This is a genomic window from Nitrospirillum viridazoti CBAmc (genome assembly GCF_000730165.1).
Taxonomy (GTDB): Bacteria; Pseudomonadota; Alphaproteobacteria; order Azospirillales; family Azospirillaceae; genus Nitrospirillum; species Nitrospirillum viridazoti.
The window spans coordinates 244,194-267,701 of the sequence record NZ_CP022111.1 but is presented as its reverse complement, the minus strand read 5'-3'; the positions used below and the strand labels follow the sequence as shown (position 1 = coordinate 267,701).

Sequence of the window (23,508 nt, the reverse complement as noted above, 5' to 3'; positions counted from 1 at the left end):
GCCGTCCTTGTCTACGCCCGCCTCATCATCGCCGGGGAGTCCCCCGCCCCCAATCATCGCCGCTGTGATGACTGGCGCCGGCCTGTTTCCAGAAAAGCGAGGCGCGCTTATCAACCGTCCGACATGGATGGAGAGATGAAGATGAGCGCGCTGTTTTCATTGGCCGGTCGTACCGCCCTGGTCACCGGTGCCTCTCGCGGTCTGGGCCGGGCCATCGCGCTGGGTTTCGCCCAGGCGGGCGCGAACCTGGTCGTGGCGGCGCGGGACACCGCCAAGCTGGAAACCGTGGCCGATGAAATCCGCGCCCTGGGCGTGAACGCCCGGATCCAGTCCTTCGACCTGGGCGACCTGCCCGCCGTCGAGACGGCCGCCCGGGCCCTGGAAACCGATGGCCCGGCCATCGACATCCTGGTCAACAACGGCGCCATCGCCGGTTGGGGTCCGCTGGCCACATCAACGCTCGCGGACTGGCAGCGGATGTTCGACGTCAATGTCGCGTCCATGTACCTGCTTTGCCGGGCCTTGGGGCCCGCCATGGCGGCGCGCGGCTGGGGCCGCATCATCAACTTCGCCTCGTACGTCGCGGAGACGGGGCGCCCCAACCTGTCCGCCTATACAGCCAGCAAGCATGCCGTGCTGGGACTGACCCGCGCGGTCGCGGCGGAGTTCGCCCCCCAGGGGGTCACCTGCAACGCCATCTCGCCCGGCTTCTTCGACACGGACATGGCGGCTCCCACCGTCGGCCACCCGCAACGGGCCCAGGTCTTCCGCGACGCCATCGCCATGGGGCGGTTCGGCGACGCCGGTGAGATCATCGGCCCGGCCCTGTTCCTGGCCTCCGACGCCTCGTCCTACGTGACGGGACACGCGCTGCATGTGGATGGCGGCGTGGACGGCATCATGTCGCTGCCCGTCGTGGTGGAGACCTGAGGCAACGATTTTCCACCCTATCGAAATCGCCTATCCGATCCCTCACCATTCGGGGTAACCGGCCGCTTCCGGGTGCCACCGTTCCCAGTTAGAAAAGTCCGAGACCTTCATCGCCCAAATGCTCACAGCCTCACCGCAAGAGGTTTGCTGAGGAAGCTTTAATGACATGGCAGGCAAGCTGTCCCCATGGCCTGGGCTCGGTGTTCGGCCAAGTCGATGAAGCCTGATAAATGAAAAAATAGACGGGAGGATTTGATGAAACTGCGACACGCTCTACTTGCAGCCTCGGCGATCACGGCACTCCAGATGGAGGTGCCCGCCAAGGCGCAGCAAACCTCCCCATCCTCCCCCGCACCAGCCGCCGCGCAGGACGCGCCGGCCAATGACGATCTGCTGGCCGAGGTCGTCGTGACGGCCCGCCGCCGCGCAGAAAACCTGCAGGACGTGCCCATCGCCGTCTCCGCTGTTTCGGGTGACGCGCTGACGCGTGATGGCGTCACCAACGTGCAGGACCTGCAGTACCGCGTTCCCGCCCTGTCCATCACCAGCGGCTTCACCCAGCGCAGCAACGCCGCGTTTTCCATGCGCGGCCAGCGGACCCAGGAAACGCAGCTCTTCACCGATCCCGCGGTGGGCACCTACTTCGCCGAAGTGGTGCAGCCCCGCCCCTACGGCTTCAACGCCGGCTTCTACGACCTGGAATCGGTCCAGGTCCTGCGCGGCGTCCAGGGTACCCTGTTCGGCCGCAATATGACCGGCGGCGCCGTGCTGGTGGAACCCGCCCACCCGAAGATGGACACGGTCGAGGGTGAGGTGCGCGGGACCTTCGGCAACTACAACGCTCGCGAAGGCTACGCCATGCTGAACGTCCCCCTGGGGGACAAGTTCGCCCTGCGCATCGCGGGCGATGCCAGCCGCCGCGACGGCTGGGCCACGGACGTGGGTTCGGGCCGCCACTACAACGACACGGACTATAACAGCTTCCGCGCCTCCCTCATGGCCAAGCCGTGGGAAGGGGTGGAAAGCCTGACCATCTATGACTGGTACCGCAGCAACGAGAACGGCACGGCCGCGTTTCTAACCAGCATTGCCCAGCCGTCGGTCATCTCCAATTATGAACAGCTGCGCCAGGCGGGGCTCATCACCACCAACATCCCGGCCGAATTCGCGGCGGCCCAGGCGCTGTTCAAGGCGCATCCCTACACCCTGGACATGGGCGCCGGTGACGGCGGCAACCTGGATGCCTGGGGCAAGCCCTATGAGAAGAACAGCAACCAGGGCATCACCAACAAGACCACCATTGAACTGTCCGATGACCTGACGCTGAAGAACATCTTCGGCTGGCGCCGCCTGACCCGCGACGTCGTACAGGACTACGACGGCATCCCGGCTTTCCTGATCACGCCGTACCAGTTCGCCCGCATCAGCAACTACAGCGAGGAACTGCAGTTGCAGGGCAGCGCCTTCAACAAGGACCTGACCTACATCCTGGGGGGCTATTTCTTCAAGGAAACGGGCATCGACGGCTCCTACGCCAATACCCTGCCTCAACTGGTGTTCGCCGGGGCCCGCGTGCCCCAGACCACACCCGCGTCGCTGTTCATCCAGCAGCAGACCGGCCAGGGCTATTCCCAGTCCTACGCGGCCTTCGCCGCCGGCACCTACAAGATCACGCCCGAAATCAGCCTGTCGTCGGGTGTGCGCTACAATCTGGACCAAAAGAAGATCACCGTCGTTTCCGCCCTGCCCAACCTGAACAGTTGCCAGTTCGACACGGACCTTGCCACGCCGGGCATCCAGTCCGTGCCCATGTCGCAGTGCGCCTTCGGCAATCATGCCGACTTCGCCCAGATCACCTACGACGCCACGCTGCAGTATGAGCCCAGCGACCACCTGACCACCTACGCCTCGTTCCGGCACGGCTATCGGTCCGGTGGCTTTTCCACCCGCGCCACAAACTGGCTGCAGTTGCAGCCCTTCCGGCCGGAAAAGGTGGATGAGTACGAAATCGGCCTGAAGAGCAACGGCCGCCTGTGGGACGGGCGCTGGACCACCAGCGCCGCCCTATTCCTGCAAAATGGCTCGGACGTGCAGAAGCAGCGCGCCGCCAGCGTCGACACCAATGGCGACGGCATCCCCGACACCATCGTCACCGTCATCGACAACACGGCGGAGCAGCGCAACACCGGCGGGGAGCTGGAGTTCACCTACAACACCGATGTGTTCAGTCTGACCGGCTTCTATTCCTATGTGAATGTGGAGATCGAAAAAGGCGCTGCCGTCCTCAACGGCCTGCATGAAATCGCCCAGCGCGGCATGCCCCGCCACCAGCTGGGCCTGACCGGCACCGTGTACGCCCCCATCGACCCCAGTTGGGGCCAGGCGCAGTTCACCGCCAACTTCACCTGGCGCAGCCAGATTTACCTCGATGATTTCGAAATCCAGGGTCGGCAGTCACCCTATGGGCTGGTGAACATGCGGGTGGAATGGAACGACATCAAGCACACCGGCCTGAACGCCGCCCTGTTCTGCAACAACGTCCTGGACAAGCAGTACCGCGTCGGCGTGCTGGGCCTGATCGCCGAAGGACTGGGCTTCCAGTCCAGCGTCTACGGCGACCCCCGCATGTATGGTGTCCAGATCGGTTACAGGTTCTGATTGCATCGGGCCTGGTCAGGGATGAACCCCGCCCAGGCCTTTTCCTTTTCCGGAAATTGGAGCCTGCCGTGACTCATCCCACGCTGGTGAACCTGCGCCACCCCGATTGCCTTTTCATCGGCGGCGACTGGGTCAGCCCCCTGTCCGGCGCCAAGCTGGACATCGTGTCGCCATCGACGGAACGACTGGTGGGATGCGTGGCCGAGGCGGGGCCGGCTGACATGGACCGCGCCGTGGCCGCCGCCCGCCAAGCCTTCGATACTGGCCCCTGGCCCCGCACGACCGGGCTGGAACGCGCCGCGTTTCTGAGGGCCATGGCCGACCGGCTGGAGGCTCGGGCCGATGACTTCGCCCATGCCTGGGCCCTGCAGGTCGGCATCCCCTTGCCCCAGGCCCAGATGTCCGCGCGCCTGGCCCGAGGCTACTTCGACTATTACGCCGGCCTGGCGGCGGAAGGCTTCGAGGAAGTGCGCACGCCGGCCCGTGGCGGCACCTGCGTGGTGGTGCGGGAGCCCGTGGGCGTGGCCGCCGCCGTCGTCCCCTGGAACGCCCCGCTGGCGACCCTGCTGCTGAAGGTCGCGCCAGCGCTGGCGGCTGGCTGCGCCATCATCGCCAAGCCGGCCCCGGAAACGCCGCTGGAAGCGTTGCTGTTGGCCGAGTGCGCGGAGGCGGCCGGCCTGCCGCCCGGCATCCTGTCGGTCGTGCCTTCCCAACGCGAGGCCGCCGACCATCTGATCCGGCATGAGGGTGTCGACAAGGTCAGCTTCACCGGCTCGACAGCCGCCGGCCGCCACATCGCCGCCGTCTGCGCCGGCCGCATGACCCGCGTCGCCCTGGAATTGGGCGGCAAGTCCGCCGCCATCGTGCTGGACGACGCCCCTATCGAGACGATCCTCGGCGGTGTCCTGCCCACGCTGATCGGCCTGTGTGGCCAGCAATGCGCCGCCTTCAGCCGCATCCTGGTGCCGCGCCACCGCCTGACCAACATCACCGAGGCCATGGCCGCCGCCTTTCAGGCCGTCCAAGTGGGCGATCCCTTCGTCTCGGGCACACAGATGGGCCCCCTGGTCGCCAAGCGGCAGTTGGAGCGCGTGCAGAGCTTCATCGACCAGGGACGACGCGATGGCGCCACGCTGGTGACCGGCGGCACCCGTCCCGCCCACCTGGAGCGCGGCTGGTTTATCGCGCCCACCCTGTTCACCCGTGTGGACAATTCCATGCCCCTGGCCCGGGAGGAGATCTTCGGCCCGGTGGGCAGCATCATCGCCTACGACAGCGAGGACGAGGCCGTCGCCATCGCCAACGACAGCCCCTACGGCCTGTCCGGCGGCGTGTTCACCCAGGACACGGACCGGGCCTATGCCATCGCCCGCCGCGTGCGTACCGGCAACTTCAGCCAAAACGGGCGGGTCATCGACTACACCCTGCCCTATGGCGGCTTCAAGCAATCAGGCATGGGCCGCGAAGGCGGCATCGAGGGTTTGCACGGCTTCACCGAGGTCAAGGCCGTCTTCCTGCCCCATGCCCCCTCCCACCTGATCACCCGCTGATTCAGCCCTTCCCAAGGATCGTTGCCTGATGACCACCATTCCCGCTCTGCTCAGGACAGCCGCCCGGAAGTACGGGACCAAGCCGGCGCTCGTCAGCCGGACGGACGGGTCAACCAGCTTCGCCGCCCTCGACGTCCTGGCGGACCGTGTCGCCAAGGCGTTCCTGAGCGGCGGGCTGGCGAAAGGCGACCGGGTCGGGATCTGGGCGCCCAACATGGCCGAGTGGGTGGCCGTGGCCGCCGGCGCCCAGCGCATCGGCGGCGTGGTCGTGCCGTTGAATACCCGGCTGCGGGGCGGTGAGGTGGCGGATATCGTCCGCCGCGCGCGCATAACCCGGCTGATCAGCGTCGGTGACTTCCTGGGGCGCCATTACCCCGACATGCTGCGGACGGAAGAGATGCCCGGGCTGCGGGACATCCTCGTCCTGAAGGCCGACCCCGCCAAGCTGAGGGGACGGGAGCGGGCATGGGACGCCTTCCTGGCCGACGCGGCCGGCGTGACGGACGACCAATTGGCGGCCAGGGCAGCCACGGTCACGCCCGACGACATCGCCGACATCATGTTCACCTCCGGCACCACCGGTCAGGCCAAGGGGGCCTTGTTCGACCACAAGCGCTCCCTGGGTGGGGGACGGGCCTGGCACGGCATCACCGACATGACGGCCGACGACCACTACTGTGTGTTCGGCCCCTTCTCCCACAATGCTTCCTACAAGGCGGGCTGGGTGTCGGGACTGATGACCGGCGCCACCGTCTATTGGCCGGAGGCCTATGACGGTGCTGCGGTCCTGGACCTGATCGCCACCAACCGCATCAGCGTCATGGCGGCACCGCCAACCGTGTGGCAAGAGGTGCTGGCCCATCCCAACCGCGCCGATTGGGACATCAGCAGCCTGCGTTTCCTCAGCACCGGCGGCACCACCATCCCCATGGAGCTGATGCGGAATCTGCGACGGGAGCTTCCCAACGCCACCGTGTCCACCGGCTATGGCATGACGGAGTGCTGCGGCTCCGCCACCCAGACCCTGCCCGGTGATCCCATCGAACGCGTGGCCCGCACCGTGGGCAAGGCCATCCCCGGAACGGAGGTTCGCGTCGCGGATGCCGACGGCCGCCCCCTTCCGGCTGGCCAGGCGGGGGAGGTGCTGATCCGCGACGACAAGCTGCTGATCGAATATCTGGACAGCCCCGAAGCGACCCGCGCCACGCTGGACGCGGACGGCTGGCTGCACAGCGGCGATATCGGCGTGTTCGACGCCGATGGCTACCTGAAGATCACGGACCGCCTGAAGGACATGTACATCGTCGGCGGCTTCAACGTCTATCCGGCGGAAATCGAGCGCCAGATGGCCGGGTTGGCGGGCTTGCGCGCCTGCGCCATCGTCGGCGTGCCGGATGCCCGCCTGGGTGAGGTGGGCCATGCCTTCATCGTGCGCAGTCCCGGCTCCACCCTGACGGAAGCCGAGGTCATCGCGTGGAGCAAATCCAACCTTGCCAACTACAAGGTGCCGCGCGCCGTCACCTTCGTCGATGCCCTGCCCATGAACACCTCGGGCAAGGTCCTGAAATTCGCCCTCAAGCAAATGGTGTGACAGCCACGGCCGCCGGCGGCGGGGAAAGGAGGAGCATGAACATGTCCGCGAAACCCGATCACGTCCCCGGGGATAGGGTCCTCGACGTCAATATCTTCGACCTGCCCGGTGCGGCGGAGAATGCGCACCTTGCCTGGAAGGCGCTGAGCGGCACCCACCCGCTACTGTGGACCCCTCACCACGGTGGGCATTGGATCGCGACGAGTGGCGAGCTGATCGAGAAAATTTACGGCTCGCCCGCGCTGTTCTCGAACCGGGAGGTCGGCATCCCGGCGAAAAAATTCCTGGTCGAGATGCTGCCGATCCAACGGGACGGTGACCAGCACAAGGCCTTCCGCGCCCTCATCGAGCCAGCGCTCCGCCCCGCCGCGGTCCAGCGGTACGGCGTCCAGGCACGGCAGTTGGCGATCCGGATCATCGAGGATCTGCTGCCACGCGGAAAATGCGAGTTTGTCGCGGACTTCTCGCTGGTCATGCCCTTATCCATCTTCCTGTCCATCGTTGACCTGCCGGTTGACGACCGCGAGGAACTGCACGCCCTGGCCCGTGCCTCCTCGCGGTCCCCCACGGCGGAGCAGCGGCACGCGGCGTTCCAGCAGATCATCGTTTATCTGGAGCGGTGGATCGCCAAGCGCCGCGCGGAACCTGGCGACGATCTGCTGTCCACCATCATCCATAGCCACGTCGATGGCCGCCCCCTGACGCACACCGAGGTGCTGGGCATGAGCGTCCTGTTGCTGTTCGCCGGCCTCGACACGGTCGCATCGATGATGGCGTTCGTCATGCGCTACTTGGCAGACCACCCGGAACACCGGCGTTGGATCATCGAGAACCCGCAGCAGGTCTCGTTCGCGGTCGAGGAACTGATGCGCCGGCATGGCGTCGCTAACAACGTCCGCACAGTGGTCCAGGACGTGGAGTTGGACGGTGTTCTGCTGCGGGCCGGCGATCTGATTGTCGCGCCCAACTGCCTGCATGGCCTTGACGAACAGCAGTTCGCACACGCCGACGAGGTGGATTTCAGCCGCCGTCCCACCGCCACCGGCACCTTCGGCTGGGGCCCCCACCGCTGCGCCGGCGCCAATCTCGCACGGATGGAGATGCGCATCCTGCTGGAGGAGTGGCTGAAACGCATACCGGATTTCGAAGTCGATCCAGCAAAGGCGGTGGTGCAGCAGACGGGCACGGTCAACGGCGTGCTGCAACTACCCCTACGTTGGGCAGCCTAAGGCAAAGCGAAGGCCCGGCACCCGACCGTGGTGGGCCCGACAAAAAGCACCAGGGAGGAAAAGACGATGAAAATGCGTGTGGACGCCAAGCCAGCCGACGGCAAAACCTATCAGCCCGGCATGGTCCTGGGCATCGCGGTGGCATCATTGACCTTCATGGCGTGCGCTGTGGTGTTCAACACCGACCTCGATGTCATCACCCCCATCCGCAACCGCATCCGCAGCCAGAGCACCGACTATCTCATGCAACACTTGGTGGACCGGGGTGCGGCCTGCCGCAGCATGTCCATATGCTGAGAGGGGGCGCCGAGCCCCCTCCCGTTTCCCTTATCGAGCGCTCCCCTTATCGCCCCAGCCGCGCCCGGCCATCCTCCAGGATAAGTGCCGCCGCACGCCAGGCCGCCGCCATGATCGGGCCGTTGGTGTTGGCCGACACCATGGCGGGCATGATGGAACCGTCCATCACCCTCAGGCCCGACACCCCCTTCACCCGCAGCCGCGCGTCCAACGCCGCGTCGTTGAAATCACCCATGCGGCAGGTGCCGCAGGCGTGGTAGCCGGCCTGGCCCTGCGCGCGGAAGGCCCGCAAGATCTGCTCATCCGTCAGCAGCGACCGGCCTGGTTCCCGCTCGCCCGCCACCAGGGGAGCGATGGCCGGCTGCTGCATCCAGCGGCGGATAAAGCGGTGCATGGCCACCGTGACCGCGCAGTCATAGGGGTCCGTCAGATAGCCGGCCTGGATGCGCGCCGGTTGATTGGGATCGACGGAGGCGATGCGCACAAAACCTTCACTGCGCGAGCGCAGGGGATAACCGAAAAGCTGAATGCTGTGCCCCGCGTCCGGCATCAGGCGGCCAGCCGCATCGGGTGTGGCGAGGGCGGGGCTCAGCAGGATCTCCACGTCCGGCGTGGCGGATTCCGGCAGCACGCGGGCGAAGGCACCCACGTTGGCGTACCCCGCCGCCATGGGGCCGGTCCGCGTCAGGTAGTAGCGCAGCACATTGACCGCCAGCCGCATGCCTCGCAGCTGCGGATTGTGGCTGTAGGGACCGGCCAGGTCATAGGACATCATGTACAGCCGGTGCTCCAGCATATGCTCGCCCACGCCCGGACTGTCGACCACGACTGGCACGCCCAGCGAGCTGAGCAAGACGGCGGACCCCACGCCCGACCGTTGCAGGATCTGCGGGCTCATGAGGGCGCCGGCCGACAGGATGACCTCACCCTCCGCTTTGAAATCCTGCGCGACGCCGGCGACCTGGGCGCGCACACCGGCTGCTCGCCGCCCATCGAACAGGACACGGTCGACGGTGGCGCCGGTCACGACCCGCAAATTCCGCCGCCCGCGCGCACGCTTCAGGAAGGCCTGCGCCGCGCTCTGCCGCCGCCCCTTCCAGATGGTACGGGTGGTGTAGCCCACGCCTTCCTGCCGGGGCAGGTTGAGATCCCCCACCCTGGGCACGCCCATTTGCTGGCCGGCGGCGATGAAAGCCTCCGTCAGCGGGGTCCGTTCCGTCTCCTGACTGATGCCCAGAGGGCCATCGCCCCGAACCTCGTCGCCGGCGAAGCCGTTGCGTTCAATGGCGCGGAACGCCCGCCCCATCTCGTTCCAGCCCCATCCCGTAGCGCCCAGGGCCTCCCACCCGTCGTAGTCCTGCGGCTGCCCCCGGAAGTACATCATCCCGTTGATGGAGGACGACCCGCCCAGCATCTTGCCGCGCAGCCACGCCTCGGACGGCACATCCTCATGCGCCTCGGTCTGGAAGTACCAGACGTGGCGCGGGTCGCCGTACAGCTTGGCGGCGCCGCGCGGCATGTGGATGAAGGGGCTCTTGTCCTCCGGCCCCGCCTCCAGCAGCAGCACGCGATTGGCCGGATTCTCGGACAGGCGGTCCGCCAGCACGCAGCCGGCGGAACCCGCACCCACGATCACATAGTCCCAGCCGGTCATAGCGCCGCCCGGATAACGTCGCCCACCATGGTGCGGCTGTCCTGGGTGATGTCCACCGTGTCGAACATGCGGTTATGGCAGAACGCCACCGCCAGCTTGAGGTCCGGGTCGGACCAGCCGATGGTGCCGCCCATGCCCGGGTGGCAAAGCGCGCGCATGTTGCGCGGGGCGGACACGGGCGGCGCCTCCGCCCCGCCCAGCCAGAACCCCGCCCAGCCGATGGGCACCTTCATGCCGAAGAACACGGGATCGGCGTCGTCGAAATGGGGCCGGGGACCGGCGAAGCCGGCCACCCGTTCCGCCGACAGCAGGCGCACGCCACCCAGCGTGCCGCCATTGGCCAGCATGGCCCAGAAGCGCGCCATGCTGCGGGCGTTGAAGATGCCGCCCACGGCCGGGATACAGGCCCTGCGCACGTAAGGCCGTTCGAACGGGTCGGGCATCAGATCGACGGCCAGCGGCTGCGCCTCACGCATGGCGTTGCCGTCGGGCATCACATAGACGGCGACATCGTTCAGGCGGGCGATGCGGGATTCCACCGCGGCCGGAATGCCCAGCCACAGATCCGTGGCGCCCAAGGGATCAGCGATCTCATCCTTCACGAACTGGCCGAAAGGGCGCCGCTTTGGATCGGTGCGGCGCACAATCTCCCCCAGCAGCCAGCCGAAGGTCATGGACTGGTAGGAGGAGCGGCTACCCGCCGGATAGGCGGCCGGCATCTCGGCGATGCGCTGGCACATCCAGTCCCAGTTGGTCATCAGCTCCGGCGTGACGTCCGGCGGCATGCGCAGCACGCCGGACACATGGCTCAGCACATGGCGCACGGTGACATCGCCCTTGCCGGCCTGGGCGAATTCCGGCCAATAGGCCGCCACGGGCGCGTCGTAATCGATCAGCCCCCGTTCCACCTGCATGTGCACGGCCACGGCCGTGACGGCTTTGGACACCGAGAAGACGTTGAACAGGGTGTCACCGTCAACCTTGACGCCCGTTTCCGGATCGGCGACGCCGGCCCAGGCGTCGACGATCTGTTCCTCACCCTGCCAGGCGCAAACCTGCACGCCAATCTCGCGACCGCCGGCCACCAGCTCTTCCAGCAGCGCCTGCACCTTGTCGTTCACTGAGGTCATGTCTTCCTCCCCTCAGTCTTCAGGTGCGATGGTCACGCGCAGGCCGTCCAGTTCCGCCGAGACGGTGATCTGGCACGACAGGCGGGATGTGCCGTCGCGGTGGCTGGAGCTATCCAGCAGGTCGTTCTCGTACTCGCTGGCCGGCGACAGAAGGTGGGCGTGCATGGCATCCACCTTCACATGGCAGGTGGCACAGGAACATGAGCCGCCGCACAGGGCCATCAGGTCGTCGATGCCGGCGCCCCGGATGGCTTCCATAAGGGATCGGCCGACCTCGGCAATCACGGGAACCGCTCGACCATCACGGGTGGTCACACTGATAGTGGGCATGATTAATCAATATCCTTGGAGATCAGTCGCCAAAGCGGACGTACAGGTGGTGGGGAACCCGCATCATGGATCCGCGGATTTCGGCCCGGGGCTTGTCAGGGTCGGGACGCAAGCCCGGCAAGTGGTCCAGCACGGCATGCAGCGCGCGGGTCATCTCCACCCGCGCCAGATGCTGGCCGACGCAGATGTGCGGCCCGCGTGAGAAGGAGAAATGCGGCTTCCTGTCCCGGAAAATATTGAAGCGGTCGGGATCGGGATAAAGCGCCGGGTCGCGGTTGGCCGCCCCGGCCACGACATCCAGCAAGGACCCGGCGGGAATGTCGACGCCAGCCAGTTGCGTATCACAGGTGGCCATGCGCAGCTGCACCGCCACCGGGCCATCCCAGCGCAAGGCCTCCTCGATGGCCTGGGGGATCAGCGACCGGTTGGCGCGTAGGGCCTCTAGCTGATCGGGGTTTTCCAGCAGGGCCGTCAGAAGAACACTGGTGCCTCGGTAGGTCGTGTCGCCGGCGGCGTTCATCAGCTGCCGCAGGAAGGAGATCAGGATTTCCTCGGGCAAATAGTCGCCATCGACGCTGGTCAGCGCCAGCAGACTGACCAGGTCGTCCCCCGGCCGGGCCCGCCGTTCCGCCACCAGATCCTTGAAGTACGCGCCCAGTTTGACGCCCGCCTCGATCGCCTTTTCATAGTTGACGTAGTCCGTCTGGCCGATGGCCAGGCGCTGGAAGGTTCGGACATCGCTCTGCGGCAGATCCAGCTGGCGGTAGATGACCTCGAAGGGATAGCGGAGCGTGAATTCCTCGATGAGGTCGGCGTGACCGCGTTCGAGGAATTTCCCCATGAGGTCCCGCACCACGGGGTCGACGATGGTCTCACCCCAGGTGCTGACGTACTGGGGCAGGAAGATCTTCTGGAAAATCTTGCGCCAGCGGCCATGGTCCGGGTTGTCCATGGTGCTGATGCTGCCCTGGCCGAACGTGACGCCCAGGTTGAACTTATAGGCGGCGTTGGAGAAGCGGCTGGTATCGGTCAGGACGGTGTTGATCTCGCTGGTGCCGACGATGATGAAATTCTCCCGGTCGGGCATCAGCGCCGCCGCCAGCCCCATTTCAGGCCGATAAGCGCCCTTGATCACGGGGGCCTGGTCCCGCCACCGCGCGATCTGGGGATAGGGATCGAGATGATCCCCAAAGTTGACCTCGTCGGCCGCGAAAGGGTCGTAGGTGGGGTCGTCGAAATCGCGGATGGCGATCCGGGCTTGCGCAACCATGGCCGTTCCGCTTTCAGCTGATGAGGAAACCACCGTCGACGGCGATCAACTGGCCGGTGACGAAGCTGGAGGCGCCGCTGGCGAGGTAGAGGCAGGCGCTGGCGATCTCCTGGGGATCGGCGTTTCGGCTGCCCAGGGGCACTCGACCCGGCTGCAGGAAGGGGCCGCGCAAGGGATCGCCCACCTGGACGGACGCCACGGCGGCCTCGGTGGCGACCCCACCGGGCAGGATGGCGTTCACGCGGATATTGTGTTCGGCATATTCCAGGGCGACGGACTGCGTCAGCGCGTTCAGCGCCGCTTTCGTCATGGCGTACTGGACGTTGTCGTAGATGCCGGCCTTCAGCGATGTGACGGAGGAGATGTTGATGATGGACCCGCCGCCGGTAGCCTTCATCCGCTTCACCGCCTCTTGCGTGCACTGGAAGACGCCGCGGAAGTTGATGGCGTACATGCGGTCCAGGAACTCGGGCGTCACCGTCTCGAAATTGCAGCGCGGATATATCGCGGCGCAGTTCAGCAGGACATCGACACGAGGAAGCTCTTCATCCAACCGCGCGAAGGCGGCAGCGACGGCCGTCGGGTCACCCTGGTCCATGCGGATCGCGACCGCCTTCCCCCCTTTCGACCGAACCCCGGCGGCGAATTCCTCCGCCTTGTCGATGTTGATATCCAGGGCGGCCACCTGGGCGCCGGCGTCGGCGAACAGTTGGGCGGTCGCCCGCCCGATGCCCGTCGCGGCGCCGGTGATCACCGCGGTGCGGCCCTGCAGGCCGAACAGCCGGTCCAGCTGTGGAACTGCCGATGTCATGTTTTTCCTCCCGTTTTGTTTTTAAGAATCCTGGGTGTTCAGGCGCGGTCACCAGACCAGGGGCAGGCTCAGCACCCCGTTGACCATGCCCGTCGCCAGCACCGGTTTGGCGCCCGGCTTCACCTGGAAGTCTGGGATGCGCCGCAGCCACTCCCGCAGAAATGCCTTGATCTCCCGCCGCGCCAGCACGGCGCCCGGACAGGTGTGGGCACCATTGCCGAAGACGGCGTGCGGAACCGGGAACGGTCGGGTGAAATCCACCCGCAACGGGTCGTCCACCCGCCGCTCATCCAGGCCGTACAGCAGATTGGGTGGCAGGATCATGTCTCCCGCCTTCAGGAACACGCCCTTGAACTCCAGATCGCGGGTCACGACCCGAGCGGTATTGGCGGCACCATGCCGACGCAGCAGTTCCTCGATGGCGCCGTTCAGGAAGGCGTCATCGTCCAGCCGGTCGCACAGCTGGCGGCGATGATCGGGATTGCGCGCCAGGAAATGGGCGATGAACCCCAGGACGGATGCCACGGTGTCCAGGCCGCCGAACAGCACCAGGCTGGCGAAGGCCATGGCCTCGCCGAACCCGATGCGCTCCCCGTCGATGTCGGCGTTGACGATGACCGACAGCAGGTCGTCGCCCGGCCGTTCCCGGCGGGCCGTGACCCAGGGGTGCAGATAGGCGGCCACACCGGCATGGGCGCGCTGCTTCACCTCCATGGTCGTGCCGCGCACCGCGTCCTCGGTCAGTTCCAGCAGGCCCGGGCTGTCCGCGCGCGGCAGGTCGACCAGGTCGAGGAAGACGACGATGGGCAGGATCTTGGCGAAGTCAGCGACGAAATCGCATTCGCCGCGTGGCTTCAACCCCTCGATCAGGCTGACGGCGGTGTCATTGACCTTGGCCTCCAGCGCGTTGACCACCTTGGGCAGCAGCGCCCGGGTTAGCGGTCGGCGGTAGGCGGCATGGACGGGCGGGTCCAATTCCAGCGGAATCTGCGGGGGCATCTCCGGCGGCATCGGCGGCAAGGTCACCCGCCGGTGGGAGAAGCGTTCCGGATCCCGCTGTATGGCCTCGATATCCTCGGCCCGGGTCGCCACCCAGTGGCCGCCATTGGCCGGCGTCCAGAAGATGTCGGGGCAGGACTGCTGGAACGCGCGGTAGGCAAGTTGCACATCCTCGTCGGCCCCCGGCACATCGTAGATGTCGAAGTGCACCACGCGCTCCGCCGGCACATGCTCCGGTCGCACGGGGGCCGGCCGCTCGGCAGCCAAGCTTGCTGTCATCGTTGATCTCCAGACACTAGCTGTGCAGTGACGCTACATAAGCTAGCCCGGGGATCCGTCCGTCGCTGCCTTCGCCGGTGCCAAGGCGCGGATCATCATGAGTCTGATATTGGCGGCCAACCGATCCTGGTCGGGGGCGCCGTCAGGGAACAGCCACTCGCCCATCAGGCTGGCTGAAATCACCATGCCCAAGGCCAGGCGCACCGCGATGTCGGGGTCCAGCGGGCAGGGCTGGCCGGTTTCCTGGTACAGCGCCTCCAGTTGTTTCGCGGCCTCGCGGTAATGGCGCCGCATGCCGTCGAGCCTGGCCTCGCTGCGTTCGTCCGCCGTCTCGGCGATACCTTTCACCAGCAAGTCGCGCAACAGGCGATGATTGCCGTCCAGGAAAGTCAGGAATTGGTCCAGGAAGACCTTCGCCCCCGCGAGATCCAGCGTCGGACCGGGCCCCGTACCGGCGGGATTCAGGAACCGCTGGGCGATATGATCGAAGGGATCGAAGATCACCTGGTCGAACAGGCCGGCCTTGCTGCCGAAATGGCGATAGAGCAGGGTCTCGCTGACATCGGCGGTCGCGGCGATGTCCTTGGTCGTGGTGGCGGTGTAGCCGCGCTCATTGAAATGCTGGTGCGCCGCGTCCACCAGGCGCTGGATCACCTCCGACTGCGTCCGCCGGCGCCGGCGCGGCCGCCGCAAAGGCGGCGATGGCTCAACCTTGGATAAAACCCCTCGCATCACCAGCGGCCTCTCCCCGCCCATTAAAGCCGATGCCTCACCGTTCGGCAAAGAAGCAGGCCACGTTCTCAGCGAAGGCCGCCGGTTCCTCCATCGCGGCGAAATGGCCTACGGACATTGCATGTCCCTTGCATTCCTTCTAATCCACGATCAAGGCGGCGAAGCCGATGGGGGCATGCGCCATATCACATTCATGAATTCTCCAATACCGATGCCACGGCGCGCTTGCCCGGTGCGCCCCCCGGACCGACTCTCCCGTCCGTCCCGTCCGATGTGAGAGTCAAATGAGCGAAACATCCCTGGATCGCGATCTACTGGCCTTCGTCCGCGCGGCCAAGGACCGTCAGGAAATCCAAGATTGCCTGCTCCGCTACACCCGCGGTGTCGACCGTTTCGACCGCGACCTGATGCTGTCCGCCTATCATCCCGACGCCGTCGACCAGCACGGCGTGGCCGAGGGGGACGCCGCCACCTTCGTGGACTGGGCGATCGGCTATCATCGCCAGCATCAGCTGCGCCACCAGCACATCGTCACCAATCACACGGTGGAACTGGACGGCGATGTCGCCCATGGCGAGACCTACTACATCTTCTGGGGGGAGAACCGGGAAGGACCGCCCAGCCTGTGCTTCGGGCGCTATGTCGACCGGTTCGAGAGGCGCGAGGGCCGCTGGGGCATCGCCCACCGGGTCTGCGTCAACGAGAAGGTCGGCACCTTCAACGACGTGGCCCTACCGGCGGATTGGGCCCACGCGCTCAGTTCTACCGGTCCGTGTCGGCGCGACCGGGACGACATCTCCTATGCGCGGCCGCTCGTGGACGGCCACGCGGCGGCCGGTTGACCGGCGCATGGACGGTGCCATCGACACGAACCGGGCCGCCCCCATCACGGCGGGCGGCGTCCTGAGCCTGGACAGGTTGGCGGAGGGCCGCTTCAGGGCGTGGCACACCCAGGCCAACCCCGCAGGCGCGCTTTTCGGTGGCGTCGTGCTGGGGCAAAGCTTGGCCGCCGCCTCTGCCACGGGGCCGGGCTGGCCCGCCCATTCGCTGCATGGCTACTTCCTGCGCCCAGGCCGCGCTGGCCAGCCGGTGGACTACATCGTCGAGACGTTGCGGGATGGCCGGCGGTTCGCCGCGCGCCGGGTGACCGCCCAGCAGGGGGGCCGGACCCTCTTCCATATGCACTGTTCCTTTCATGAGCCGGAGTCAGGCTTCGACCATCAGGCCCCACCCTCGCCCGACATGCCGGCCCCTGAGGATCTGATCCCCATGGATCGCTATGTCGCCAACCAGGTCGACCGGCTGCCGCCTTCCAGTGCCGCCTACATGGCCCCTTTCCCCTTGGAATTGCGTCTGGTGGAACCGGATGACCATTTCCTCCGCCCCACCGACAAGCCACAGCGCGCCTTCTGGCTGCGCATGCCCAGCGCGGCCGGAGTGGAAGATGACAACCAGCAGCGCGCCCTCCTGGCCTTCGCCGCTGACTACTGGTTGGCCGGCGTGGCGGTGGGGCCGGGCCGCCTGTCCACAAATCGCGACGCCCTGACGATCAACAGCCTGGACCATGCCATGTGGTTCCATAGACCGGTCCGCGTCGACCAGTGGCTGCTTTACGTCTGCGACACGCCCTCGGGCAGCGACGGCCGCGGGCTGGCACGGGGCCTGCTTTACGACCGGGCCGGGCGGCTGGTGGCCACGACCAGCCAGGAAGCCCTCTTCCGCGCCACGACCTGATCGAGGAGGCATGAAGCCGATGCAGGCGGTTCGGTATCACGCGTATGGCGACACGAGGCGGCTGCGGCTGGAAGAGATTCCGGTGCCGTCGCCTGGCCCCAATGAAGTGCTGATCCGCCAGGAAGGCAGCTCGGTCAACCCCGCCGACTGGAAATTCCGCGCCGGCTGGTTCCGCGCCTGGGTGCCCTTGTCGCTGCCTTTCGTTCCCGGGGCCGACATCGCCGGAACCGTGGTCGATGGCGGTACCGGGGCCGCCGTCACGCCTGGCCAAGCCGTCTTTGGCATGAACCCCGTGCCGCGGGGCGGCGCCTGGGCGGATTACGTCGTCGCCAAGGTGGACAGCGTGGCGCCGGCGCCGAGGCACATGCCCCTCCATGAAGCGGCGGGCCTGCCCTTGGCCGGCCTGACGGCGCGGATGGCCCTGTTCGACCACGGGGACCTCAGGCCCGGCCAGCGCGTGCTGATCCACGCCGCAGCCGGCGGCGTGGGGTGTCTGGCCGTGCAGCTGGCCAAGCGGGCCGGCGCGGAGGTAATCGCCACCTGCTCCGCCGCCAATCGCGCGTTCGTCACCGGCCTGGGCGCGGATCACGTCATCGACTACCGGACCGAGGATTTCGCCGCCCAACTGCGCGATGTCGACCTGGTGGTGGACAGCGTGGGCGGCGACGTCCAGCGCCAGTCCTTCGCCGTGCTTCGGTCGGGCGGTACCCTGGTCACCCTGGATCCTGCCCCCCTGCCCGCCGACTTGGCGGCCGCCCGGGGCATCCGCGCCCTGACCGTGGCGGTGGCGCCGAACCAGGAGGGTCTGCGCGAGATTGCGGCGCTGGTCGATACCGGGCACCTGCGCTTGCCGGTGAACAGGGTCTATCCCCTGAAGGATGCCGCCCAGGCGATGGCCCACAGCGAAACCGGCCAGGCCCGGGGGAAGATCCTCATCAGGATGCGGGACGACCCGCATTCCGGCCCCGATCATGGCTAGGAGAACTAAGGATGGTTACAGGCAATGACGTCGTTATCGTCGGGGCGGTGCGAACCGCCGTGGGCGGGTTCCTCGGCTCGCTGAAGGACATCACGCCGGCCGACCTCGGCGCCCTCGTCATCGGCGAGGCTCTGCGCCGGGCCGGCACCGCCCCGGAGGGGGTGGGCCACGTCGTCATGGGGCAGGTCATCCCCAGCCACCCCCATGACGCCTATCTGGCCCGGGTGGCCGCACTGCGCGCCGGCATCCCGGCGGCGGCCCCCGCCATGACCCTGAACCGGCTCTGCGGTTCCGGCTTGCAGGCCATCATTTCGGCGGCACAGGCTATCCGGCTGGGGGAATGCGATGTCGCGGTCGCCGGCGGGGCGGAAAGCATGAGCAACGCCCCCCACGTGCTGACCTCCTCGCGCGGCGGCACCAAGATGGGCGACGCCGCTTTGACGGACGCCCTGCTGACCGTCCTGACGGATCCCTTCGGCCACGGCCACATGGGGGTCACGGCCGAGAACGTGGCAAAGCGGTGCGGCATTACACGGGAACAGCAGGACACCTTCGCCGCCGAGAGCCACCAGCGGGCGGCGCGAGCCATCGCCGAGGGCCGCTTCAAGTCCCAGATCGTCCCGGTCGAGATCAAGAGCCGCAAGGGCACCACCCTGTTCGACACCGATGAGCATGTGCGGCCCGACGTGTCGCCGGCGCAGCTCGCGACCCTGCGCCCCGCCTTCCAGCGCGACGGCACCGTCACGGCCGGCAACGCCTCCGGCATCAATGACGGGGCGGCCGCCGTGGTGCTCATGTCCGCCGCGGAGGCCAAGCGGCGGAACCTGCCGATCCTGTCCCGCCTCATATCCTGGGGTCACGCCGGTGTTGCCCCGGAGGTGATGGGCCTGGGTCCGGTAGGCGCCGTGGAAATCGCCTTGAGACGAGCCGACCTGACGGTCGGGGACATGGACGTCATCGAGAGCAACGAGGCCTTCGCCGCCCAGGCCTGTGCCGTCTCTCAGCACCTGGGTCTGCCGCCCGAAAAAACCAATCCGAACGGCGGCGCCATCGCATTGGGCCACCCTCTGGGCGCCACCGGCGCCATCATCACCGTCAAGGCACTGTATGAGCTGGAGCGTATCGGTGGCCGCTATGGCCTGGCCACCATGTGCATCGGCGGAGGACAGGGTATCGCGATGGTGCTGGAGCGCCGGGCATAGAGGGACGCGCTTCACCTGCGGGCGTCCGCTTGCAACAAGCTGAGCTGTGAACCGGCATCGAAGTGGGCCTCCTGGGAAAAGCGAGGCAACGTACTTAAACAGCTGAAGAAAGTGATAATCGGGATAGGGGGCGATCCTTTTGGACCGCGCCCCTCCCACACCACCCGGCATGCGGGTCTGCACCGGGCGGTTCGAAGAGTTGAGGTCAGGAGAGCCGAGGTAGGCCCAGGTGAACCGCCCCGAGTTTACCGGAGGCTGACTGTTGTGAGTCATGCCGCCAAGGTTTGGTTGTCGGCGGCAGCATAGTAGGGCGCCTCGGCCTCGGCTGGCGGGATATTCCCGATGGGGGCCAGCAAACGGCGGTGCTTGAACCAGTCGACCCATTCCAGGGTGGCGAATTCGACGGCTTCCAAGGTTCGCCAAGGCCCCCGGCGATGGACCACTTCGGTCTTGTAGAGGCCATTGATGGTTTCGGCCATGAACGGTTGTTCGAGGGCTGTGAACCACCGTTCATCATCAGGTTTGTGCGGCACGTTCCGGCACAGGGTGTAGGGGTGCACCCGCCGGGTCGGGCCTTGCAAGGCGCGAAAGAATCTTTGTTTTCCTCTCACCTTCCCTGACGATGCGCCGCCACAAGCTGAGCCGTCATCCAAGCAGTCATGGCCGACAAGGTCCAACCGAGATGCCCGTGGCCTGTGTTGTAGTAAACGCCCGCGCGTCCGCCGGGTTGAACGCGCGGCATCATGTCCGGCATCATGGGCCGCAGCCCGGCCCATGGAACCACGCTTTCCACGCTGACCCCGGGGAATAAAGTGCGGCACCAGCGTATCAGCGGGGCGATGCGATCAGCCCGGATATCGCGGTTCTCCCCATTGTATTCCGCGGTGCCGGCGATACGGAACCGTCCGACACCCAATCGGCTTGTTACAATTTTCGTGGCATCGTCCAGCAAGCTGACCCAAGGGGCCGCCTGTTGGCTCTCGGCATCCGACAGGTTGACGGTGATGGAATAACCCTTCACCGGATAGACGTTGACACGGTCTCCCAACTGCGACGCCAGCCATCGGGATCCCACGCCACCACACACGACAATCCGGTCGAAGTGCCCTTCCCCCTCGCCGGTCGCCCCTCGCCACCGGAGTTCGACACCATCGCGCCGCGGCTTCAGCCCGGTAATGAGGGTTTCAAAACACAACTGGCCACCGCGTCGGGCAACAGCCTGGGCCAAGCCGGTGGTATAAAGGTGTATGTCCCCGGTAAAGTCGCTGGGCGTGTAGAATCCGCCCAGGAAACGCTGCTGAAGAGCGGGTTCCAACGCCTGGATTTCGTCGGCGTCGACGGGCCGCCGGTCAAGGCCACCCTCTCGCAAAAGGACGTTGACACGGGTTGCATGCGCCAGCGCCGGCGCATCCCGGTAGACGTGCAGAATACCGCGCTGCTCTAAGGCGAAATCGATGCCTTCCCGATCAGCCATATCAAGCAGGTGCCGGCGTGCCGCGATGGCCAAGCGGGTGGTGGCGATGGTGTTGTCGCGGTAGGACGGCAGGGCCGCCAGAAATTCCGCGAACCAGCTATATTTGTGCCAAGAGGGTCTGGGATTCACCAGCAAAGGCGCATCCCGGCGCAGCATCCACTTAAGGCCTTTCACGACCGTGCCCGCCTGGTTCCAAACCTCGGCGTTCGAGGCGGATAATTGCCCCCCGTTCGCGTAGGAGGTTTCCATGGCGGCATAAGGATGCCGGTCGAATACGACGACGTTCTCCCCGATTTCCTGCAACTGATACGCCGTGGTGATGCCGGTGATGCCGGCCCCGATCACGGCGGTGCGCGATGATGATGTTTCAGCTGTCTGGGACATGGTACGGCTCCATCCGCCGGGCATCCGGCGGAATACGCCCCATCCGTGTTTGGGCCTGAGAGCTTCACGGGCTTTCCCCGGGATGGGGGGGCCGCTTTCTCCTACGGCGGGCCGGTTCCAAAAGGATGGCCACTCTTCGGATGTTGGGCCTGGCGCGGTCCGGGTGCCTGAGAGATTCCGGGGCGGTTGCTCCTTCGGCGATGGCCCTTGGCCATGCTCTCCCGCGCGAGGCACAATGAAAATTACTCTACAGGAAGCAGTGGCCCTGTCCACGATACGTTTTGGCCCGCTCCACCACCTGCCCGTTCTCGATCAGCAGCAGTTCATTGAAGCGCTCGCACAGCTCGCCCGCCTTGGCGTGCCTGAATAATACCGGGTCGCCGATCCGGAGTTCTTCAGGCCCATCATAGACAACGGGTGTCTGAACCTCACCGGCCCCCTCGTCGGGGATGAGCCGGCTTCCCTCCGGCAACCAGGGGATCGGAGCCCTGTTCAAGCCACTGGGACCGGAGGCCGGGTACCCGCCCCCGCTACAGGTGAAGACATCCCTTTTGGGCTGGCGGGCGATGCGGACGGCGAACCCTGCGGCGGGCTCAAGCTTGAAATTACGGTAGTGATCAAAGAGAGCGGGTGCGTAGAGCGCCGATCCGGCCGCCAGTTCCGTCACGCTGGGATCGGTCCGCGTGCTCTCAAAGCTGCCCGACCCCCCACCATTGACAAATCGCAGGTGGATCCCCGCCTTCTTCAACATATGCACGCTGTCGTCCCGGCGGGCGTTCACCTGGGGGCCCGACCAGGCTTTCAGCCTGCGCAGGATAAGATTTCGCAAGCCCTGTCCTGGAACGTCGTCCATAAGTCCAGCGATTTGGCCTTCGTAGCCCATCAACCCCATGAGCCGCACCCCGGTACATCCATCAATGCGGCGGGCCAGGGCCAGAACATCCGATGGTGTCGTCAGGGGAGAACGACGGACGCCGAAATGAAGCCCCGGCAAGTCCGATGACATGTCCAAATCGATGGCAACCCGGAAGACAGCGGCGCTTTCCCGGGCCATACGGTCCAGATGGTCCACCTGCACCGGACTGTCGACCATCAAGACGATGTTCCGACCCAGCCGCAATTGCCGGATGACCCCCGCCAGGTCGGCGGTCTCCGCCGACGGATAGGCGACCAGGAGATCGTCGAAGCCCTCCTCCGCCAACCAGGCCGCTTCAGCGGGTGAATAGCACATGAGGCCGGAGAGAAAAGGGCCCTTGCCATAATATCGGCGCAGGATGGAAAGGCATCTCACCGACTTTGTCACCAACCGGATGGGTAAGCCCGCCGCCCGCTTGGCCAGCGCGTCAACATTGCGCTGCATCACCTCAAGGTCGACGAAGGCCACGGGCAGCCGTTCCTGCGCCAATATCGCCTTGTATCGCTGGTATTGATTGCCGGCCGTATTGGCCGCCACATGAAAACCATCCATGAGCATCCCCCGTTAAGCGCCAGCACAGGACTGGCGTCTCCGGGAATGTTACTCTGGACAGAAAAATAGTAAATGCTATATTTTTGTCTCTTCGGTGCGGACCAACCCGTCCATCAGACCGCTGATCAGATACGCAGCTTCCCGGAAAAGAACGTCCGAAGGCAGGCGATCCTCCTCCAATGCCAATTCGTCGATGACATAGCCGAATTCGGCGCCGATACGCAGGCGATACCAGAGAAGGTCGGGAGGAACCTGTGGCCATAACCGGCGCGCGAGCTCGCACATTTGATCCGTGAATTGCCTTTGAGATTTCAAACGAATATGCGCCAGATTTGGCAACGCGCGCAGGGCGCGGATGGTCCAGATTCCTCCGGGCTCTTTGGCGACAATATCGGCAGCGGTCCTGAACCAGGCTTCGAGGGCAGCCACGCGATGCGCGGGCTCTCCCCAAGCCCCACCACGGAAAAGCCAGACGGCAAAGGCGTCATTCTGCTTCTTCAGCAGACGCTCCGCCAGTTCCTCCAACACCTCGTATTTATCGTTGAAATATCGGTAGAAAGCCGGCGGCGTCACCTGTACCCGCGCGCAGACGGCGTTGGATGTCAAGCGCTCGAAGCCGACTTCGGCCAGCAGCTCTCCCGCTGCCGTCACCAGCTTCTCATATGTTTCCAACGCCCGCCCGGCCGTCGGGCGGGGCGGGCGGGGCCTTGCCTCCGGATTGTCGCGCTTTTCGGCAGACTTGGCGCGGCGGGAAATAGGGCCAGCGGATTCAGTATTGCTCACGTCGATCATCATAAAGCTATGGAC

The 23,508-nt window shown here is 66.0% G+C and carries 20 protein-coding genes, 1 pseudogene and 2 riboswitches; of the genes and pseudogenes, 10 read left to right on the top strand and 11 right to left on the bottom strand.

Annotated elements, in window-relative coordinates; translation table 11 throughout:
- Nucleotides 1-141 precede the first annotated feature (141 nt).
- The 6 genes from Y958_RS14680 (at nucleotide 142) to Y958_RS14655 (ending at nucleotide 8,255) form a co-directional block, all read left to right on the top strand.
- Nucleotides 142-930, top strand: coding sequence for an SDR family NAD(P)-dependent oxidoreductase (locus Y958_RS14680; protein ID WP_088872819.1), 789 nt, complete (start codon nucleotides 142-144; stop codon nucleotides 928-930).
- A 255-nt stretch (nucleotides 931-1,185) separates the two neighbouring features.
- Nucleotides 1,186-3,588: a TonB-dependent receptor gene (locus Y958_RS32395; protein ID WP_244909523.1), complete on the top strand. Its 2,403-nt coding sequence runs from the start codon at nucleotides 1,186-1,188 to the stop codon at nucleotides 3,586-3,588.
- A gap of 68 nt (nucleotides 3,589-3,656) precedes the next feature.
- The gene (locus tag Y958_RS14670; RefSeq protein ID WP_088874003.1) at nucleotides 3,657-5,138 is read left to right on the top strand and encodes an aldehyde dehydrogenase; all 1,482 of its coding nucleotides are present in this window, start codon (nucleotides 3,657-3,659) and stop codon (nucleotides 5,136-5,138) included.
- 28 nt (nucleotides 5,139-5,166) lie between these two features.
- A complete protein-coding gene (locus tag Y958_RS14665; protein ID WP_211098656.1) occupies nucleotides 5,167-6,729 on the top strand; it encodes an AMP-binding protein in 1,563 nt (520 codons plus the stop codon).
- Nucleotides 6,730-6,770: 41 nt separating this feature from the next.
- Nucleotides 6,771-7,958, top strand: coding sequence for a cytochrome P450 (locus Y958_RS14660; RefSeq protein ID WP_186291410.1), 1,188 nt, complete (start codon nucleotides 6,771-6,773; stop codon nucleotides 7,956-7,958).
- Between the two features lie 66 nt (nucleotides 7,959-8,024).
- Nucleotides 8,025-8,255: a hypothetical protein gene (locus Y958_RS14655; RefSeq protein ID WP_145727924.1), complete on the top strand. Its 231-nt coding sequence runs from the start codon at nucleotides 8,025-8,027 to the stop codon at nucleotides 8,253-8,255.
- Between the two features lie 46 nt (nucleotides 8,256-8,301).
- On the opposite strand, the gene Y958_RS14650 is transcribed toward Y958_RS14655, so the two are convergent.
- From Y958_RS14650 to Y958_RS14620, 7 genes are read right to left on the bottom strand one after another with little or no spacing between them, the layout of a single operon-like run.
- Nucleotides 8,302-9,909: a GMC family oxidoreductase gene (locus Y958_RS14650; RefSeq protein ID WP_088872814.1), complete on the bottom strand. Its 1,608-nt coding sequence runs from the start codon at nucleotides 9,907-9,909 to the stop codon at nucleotides 8,302-8,304.
- A complete protein-coding gene (locus tag Y958_RS14645) occupies nucleotides 9,906-11,039 on the bottom strand; it encodes an EstA family serine hydrolase (RefSeq protein WP_044564001.1) in 1,134 nt (377 codons plus the stop codon). Before Y958_RS14645 ends, Y958_RS14650 begins: the two co-directional genes overlap by 4 nt.
- A gap of 12 nt (nucleotides 11,040-11,051) precedes the next feature.
- Nucleotides 11,052-11,369, bottom strand: a complete 318-nt coding sequence (locus Y958_RS14640; protein ID WP_088872813.1) for a 2Fe-2S iron-sulfur cluster-binding protein — start codon at nucleotides 11,367-11,369, stop codon at nucleotides 11,052-11,054.
- A 22-nt stretch (nucleotides 11,370-11,391) separates the two neighbouring features.
- Complete coding sequence (locus tag Y958_RS14635; protein WP_088872812.1) at nucleotides 11,392-12,639, bottom strand: cytochrome P450; 1,248 nt, start codon at nucleotides 12,637-12,639, stop codon at nucleotides 11,392-11,394.
- A gap of 13 nt (nucleotides 12,640-12,652) precedes the next feature.
- A complete protein-coding gene (locus Y958_RS14630) occupies nucleotides 12,653-13,450 on the bottom strand; it encodes an SDR family NAD(P)-dependent oxidoreductase (protein ID WP_088872811.1) in 798 nt (265 codons plus the stop codon).
- Between the two features lie 48 nt (nucleotides 13,451-13,498).
- A complete protein-coding gene (locus Y958_RS14625) occupies nucleotides 13,499-14,728 on the bottom strand; it encodes a cytochrome P450 (protein WP_088872810.1) in 1,230 nt (409 codons plus the stop codon).
- 42 nt (nucleotides 14,729-14,770) lie between these two features.
- On the bottom strand, nucleotides 14,771-15,382 hold the full coding sequence (locus Y958_RS14620) for a TetR/AcrR family transcriptional regulator (RefSeq protein WP_211098655.1): 612 nt from the start codon (nucleotides 15,380-15,382) through the stop codon (nucleotides 14,771-14,773).
- A 362-nt stretch (nucleotides 15,383-15,744) separates the two neighbouring features.
- On the opposite strand from Y958_RS14620, the gene Y958_RS14615 reads away from it, so the two are divergent.
- From Y958_RS14615 to bktB, 4 genes are read left to right on the top strand one after another with little or no spacing between them, the layout of a single operon-like run.
- Nucleotides 15,745-16,302 carry a nuclear transport factor 2 family protein gene (locus Y958_RS14615; RefSeq protein WP_088872808.1) on the top strand — a complete coding sequence of 186 codons (558 nt, stop codon included), beginning with the start codon at nucleotides 15,745-15,747 and terminating at the stop codon, nucleotides 16,300-16,302.
- 7 nt (nucleotides 16,303-16,309) lie between these two features.
- On the top strand, nucleotides 16,310-17,194 hold the full coding sequence (locus Y958_RS14610) for an acyl-CoA thioesterase (protein ID WP_186291409.1): 885 nt from the start codon (nucleotides 16,310-16,312) through the stop codon (nucleotides 17,192-17,194).
- Nucleotides 17,195-17,213: 19 nt separating this feature from the next.
- A complete protein-coding gene (locus Y958_RS14605) occupies nucleotides 17,214-18,173 on the top strand; it encodes an NADP-dependent oxidoreductase (protein ID WP_211098654.1) in 960 nt (319 codons plus the stop codon).
- Between the two features lie 11 nt (nucleotides 18,174-18,184).
- The gene (gene bktB / locus Y958_RS14600) at nucleotides 18,185-19,375 is read left to right on the top strand and encodes a beta-ketothiolase BktB (protein WP_088872805.1); all 1,191 of its coding nucleotides are present in this window, start codon (nucleotides 18,185-18,187) and stop codon (nucleotides 19,373-19,375) included.
- A gap of 269 nt (nucleotides 19,376-19,644) precedes the next feature.
- Here the strand turns inward: bktB and Y958_RS14595 are convergent.
- From Y958_RS14595 to Y958_RS14580, 4 genes and pseudogenes are all read right to left on the bottom strand, one after another.
- Nucleotides 19,645-19,854 (bottom strand): annotated as a pseudogene (locus tag Y958_RS14595) (IS3 family transposase); the annotation flags it as partial.
- A 128-nt stretch (nucleotides 19,855-19,982) separates the two neighbouring features.
- Nucleotides 19,983-21,233 (bottom strand): D-amino acid dehydrogenase, encoded by a 1,251-nt coding sequence (locus tag Y958_RS14590; protein ID WP_088872804.1) that lies wholly within the window; start codon nucleotides 21,231-21,233, stop codon nucleotides 19,983-19,985.
- A gap of 40 nt (nucleotides 21,234-21,273) precedes the next feature.
- A riboswitch (glycine riboswitch) is annotated at nucleotides 21,274-21,376 on the bottom strand.
- 2 nt (nucleotides 21,377-21,378) lie between these two features.
- Nucleotides 21,379-21,467: riboswitch (glycine riboswitch) on the bottom strand.
- 13 nt (nucleotides 21,468-21,480) lie between these two features.
- Nucleotides 21,481-22,701 carry an amino acid deaminase/aldolase gene (locus Y958_RS14585; RefSeq protein WP_244909522.1) on the bottom strand — a complete coding sequence of 407 codons (1,221 nt, stop codon included), beginning with the start codon at nucleotides 22,699-22,701 and terminating at the stop codon, nucleotides 21,481-21,483.
- A 75-nt stretch (nucleotides 22,702-22,776) separates the two neighbouring features.
- Nucleotides 22,777-23,493: a TetR/AcrR family transcriptional regulator gene (locus Y958_RS14580; protein WP_088874002.1), complete on the bottom strand. Its 717-nt coding sequence runs from the start codon at nucleotides 23,491-23,493 to the stop codon at nucleotides 22,777-22,779.
- Between the last annotated feature and the right edge of the window lie 15 nt (nucleotides 23,494-23,508).